Source organism: Prosthecobacter sp., assembly GCF_049294395.1.
Taxonomy (GTDB): Bacteria; Verrucomicrobiota; Verrucomicrobiia; order Verrucomicrobiales; family Verrucomicrobiaceae; genus Prosthecobacter.
This window is the reverse complement of sequence record NZ_JBAQCR010000357.1, coordinates 1-2823: the sequence shown is the minus strand read 5'-3', so window position 1 is coordinate 2823 and position 2823 is coordinate 1. Positions and strand designations below refer to the sequence as shown.

Below are 2823 nucleotides of genomic sequence, written 5' to 3'. Positions count from 1 at the left end.
AGGCGCAGGAACGCCAGCGCCATTCTGGCGAGGTTCTCGAAGTCCTTGGCGAGGCGTCGGCAGCGGCCGAGCCACCCGAAGGTGCGCTCGACGATCCAGCGTTTGGGCAGCACCTCGAAGCCCTTGGCTGTGTCGGAGCGTTTGACGATTTCCAGGTGCCATGCGCCGAGTTCGCGCACCGCCGCTGCCGTGGCGGCCCCCTGGTAGCCGCCATCGGCGAATATCCGCACGATGAACGGAAAGAGGCGGCGGACCTCCTTGAGCACCGGCAACGCGCCGTCGCGGTCCTGGACATCGGCGGGCTGGATGTGGGCGGCCAGGATCAGGCCGAGCGTGTCGACGACGATGTGCCGTTTCTTGCCTTTGACCTTCTTGCCCGCGTCGTAGCCCGACGGGTCGATCCGCGCCCCCCTTTTTCCGCGCTTTTAACGCTCTGACTGTCGATGATTGCCGCCGTCGGACTGGCTTCCTTACCAGCCAATTCCCGCACCGCGACGAACAGTGCGTGATGGAGGCGGGCCAGGGTGCCATCCCACTCCCACAGCCCAAGATATTCATGCACCGTACTCTTGGGCGGCAGGTCTGTCGGCAGCGCCCGCCACTGGCACCCGGTCATCAGCACATAGAAAACGCCGTTCAGCACCTCGCGGATGTTCACCGTCCGCTGGCGGCCGCCACGTTTCGCCGGGGGGATCAGCGGTTCCACCAGCGCCCATTCCTCATCCGTCAAGTCGCTGGGATAGCGCAGCCCACGCCGCTCATAAATCCGACGATTCTCTTTCGTCCACATGCTGCCCCCCAAATTCGCCTGGGGAGCCATGGAATCACAAATGATTCATCGGACTCAAGAACCTTCCGGACGGACTCTTACTTCTGCCAGGACTTTGGCGTCATGGGAACTCTGCGTGGTGAAAGAACCCCTCTCGCAGAAAATTACCCATCCACCTGGGGCAACGATATTCTTCACGCCTTAGCATTTGGCGTCGATGAGGAACGGGTCGGCAAATACACACTGGTCGGTCACTTCTTCCAATTGTTTGATGGCCCCCCCTCTGCACCTCCCTTGTCACCACCACGAATCCACGAGTAAAGAAAAGCAAAATGGGCGAGGCGTACATAGACGCCTGACCGTCTCAAGCCGAGGATGCACTTCATTACCTCAACCCTTTAGGCGAATTATGACGGTGCTTTGCCGGCTTGCCGCCCCCGCCCTGCTTTTGTTCGCCAGCGTCATGCCCACCGTCGCCATGGCAGAACAGCGATGTGACGCATCCCTATTTGGAAAAGGCCCATTGACGCAGTTCCACCCGGCTACGGTGAGCGGGGAGAAGGGGACGCGCGCCTATTTCCATGATAGCGGGAACGATTGCCCTTCATCGGAAAACTGCCGCCGTAAAGCATACGTCATTGCCGGTGATCGCCTCCTCGTGGGCACTGAGGCCGACAAGTGGGCCTGCGCCTACTTCAGCGGCGAAAAGGGCTCGGTCACTGGATGGGTGCGAAAGGGGCAATTGAATTTTAGTCAGCCTAATTCGCACCCGAATTTAGCATCATGGCTTGGCGACTGGAAACTTGGCCGCAACAGCTTCAGTGTTCAACATGGTGAGAAACCCGGGAGCCTCACGGTCGATGGGATCGCGCTTTGGGGAGAAGGGCCAGCTCCCCATACCGGGAGTGTCGAAGCCTCGGCTGTGCCCGCTCGGAATCAGGTCATCATCAAGGATGGGCCATGCCAAATCACATTGACCCTCGTCGACGAGTGGCTGATTGCCGCCGATAACCATGAATGCGGCGGAATGAATGTCACCTTCGATGGTGTCTACAATCGGCGGCGGGCGCCCTGAGTTCTGCCCTCCGCAGCATCAAGCACGAGTGTATCCATAGACCCCGCACAGGAAAGCTCCGGTGCGCCCGGCCTGCGCCCTCCCCGAGGATCATGGCGAGCTTACCTGAGGTAAGCTCAAAGAAAAAAAAGACATATCAAGTCACTGAGCAGATATTACCAAGGATAATGCGCCACAGTGTCTTTAAATTGACTGCCCGCAGAGCCGGTAGCTACGCTGTACGCGTGACGAATTTAAAGAACAACTGCAATGGGACGACGAGCATCATCTAATCCAGCCTACAGCAACATCGTGAAGGTCACCGACGAAGCTTGGATCGCGCAGCGAACGGCTCAGCAGCGCCCAACTTGGTATCTGTTCAAGCTTGGCGACAAGTGGCCTCGATGCAGTCTGGGCACCGCCGACTTGCGGGAAGCGCGCTCGCTGGCGCTCAGGGCCTATCAGGCATGGCTCGAAGATGCCGGGTGCGATTGGCGCGCGGCCTGCGGCAACGTCTCCCACCATGTGAGCTTCAAGACGGTCGCAGAGGAATGGCTCGCGACCCAAAAGACGGACCACGCCTACAAGGCCGGTGTCGTGCGCAAGTTCCTACTGCCGTTCTTTGACGCAGAACGCAGCACCACCAGCATGACCATGGTCACTCAGGCTCTGGTTGACGATTATAAGGTGTGGCGGCGCGATTTTTGGCTGACGCGGCAGAAGGCGGGCAACAGCACGACGGTCAGCGACAAGCAGGCCGAGAACTACCGCGAGCCCAGCGCCAACACCCTAAACCGGGAATATCCCACGCTGCGGCAGATCCTCGGCTACGCCGCAAAGAAGGGCTATTTCGAGAAACAGCCAATCCCCGTCGTCGAAGCGGAAAACGGCAGCCCCAATCCCCGCCCCGCTTTCCTCGGCGACGATTTCAATGTGCTGATGCGCGAAGTAGAGAAGTGGATTGGCGAGGCCACGGATGCACTGACACGGCAAAAGCGCC

The 2823-nt window shown here is 59.7% G+C and carries 3 protein-coding genes; 2 read left to right on the top strand and 1 reads right to left on the bottom strand.

Features of this window, described 5'->3' with window-relative positions; translation table 11 throughout:
• Positions 1-790, bottom strand: a protein-coding gene (locus WAW39_RS23860) for an IS5 family transposase (RefSeq protein ID WP_422321665.1) whose coding sequence is annotated in 2 segments (ribosomal slippage) — positions 1-418 and positions 418-790 — 791 coding nt annotated over the 2 segments. Because the reading frame shifts where the segments join, the coding sequence is not laid out codon by codon here. This gene is flagged as partial in the annotation.
• A gap of 442 nt (positions 791-1232) precedes the next feature.
• On the opposite strand from WAW39_RS23860, the gene WAW39_RS23855 reads away from it, so the two are divergent.
• Together WAW39_RS23855 and WAW39_RS23850 are read left to right on the top strand one after the other, a co-directional pair.
• Positions 1233-1844 (top strand): hypothetical protein, encoded by a 612-nt coding sequence (locus tag WAW39_RS23855; RefSeq protein WP_422321664.1) that lies wholly within the window; start codon positions 1233-1235, stop codon positions 1842-1844.
• Positions 1845-2135: 291 nt separating this feature from the next.
• On the top strand, positions 2136-2823 hold a 688-nt coding region (locus WAW39_RS23850), incomplete at its 3' end, for a hypothetical protein (protein ID WP_422321663.1).